The organism is Bacillus sp. V3B (assembly GCF_024494465.1).
Lineage (GTDB): Bacteria > Bacillota > Bacilli > Bacillales > Cytobacillaceae > Bacillus_BD.
In genome coordinates, this window is record NZ_JAETXM010000097.1 from 1 (window position 1) to 406 (window position 406).

Here is a 406-nt window from a genome sequence, read left to right on the forward strand (position 1 = left end):
AAAAAGCACAAGTTTATTTAAAAAAGGTTGCGGGGGTAAATTTTCCCGATAAATCACCTGATTGGAGTTATATTCGAAAATGTAATAAAGTACGGAATCTTTTAATACATAACGGCGGATATATAGACGGGAACAACGAAAAGCAAATCAAAGAAATCGAATCTATAAAAGGCATTCGATTAGATAAAAATTTCTTTGAAAATAGGATTATTTTAGACGATACATTTTGTTTGGAATTCATTGAGAAAATGCGCGTTTTTATAAAAGAGGTTTCAAAAGAAATTAGTCCGCCAAGCCCCTTTTGACGGAATAGCTTCGGATAATGTTTTTGATTTTATTATTTAACTAACGCATGCTTATATACAGTATCAGTGAAAAAAGGTTGATAGAATGCACCTTTTATCAT

The 406-nt window shown here is 31.0% G+C and carries 1 pseudogene; it reads left to right on the forward strand.

The features are described 5' to 3' along the window. Nucleotides 1-305 (forward strand): annotated as a pseudogene (locus JMM81_RS22760) (hypothetical protein); the annotation flags it as partial. Nucleotides 306-406 lie beyond the last annotated feature (101 nt).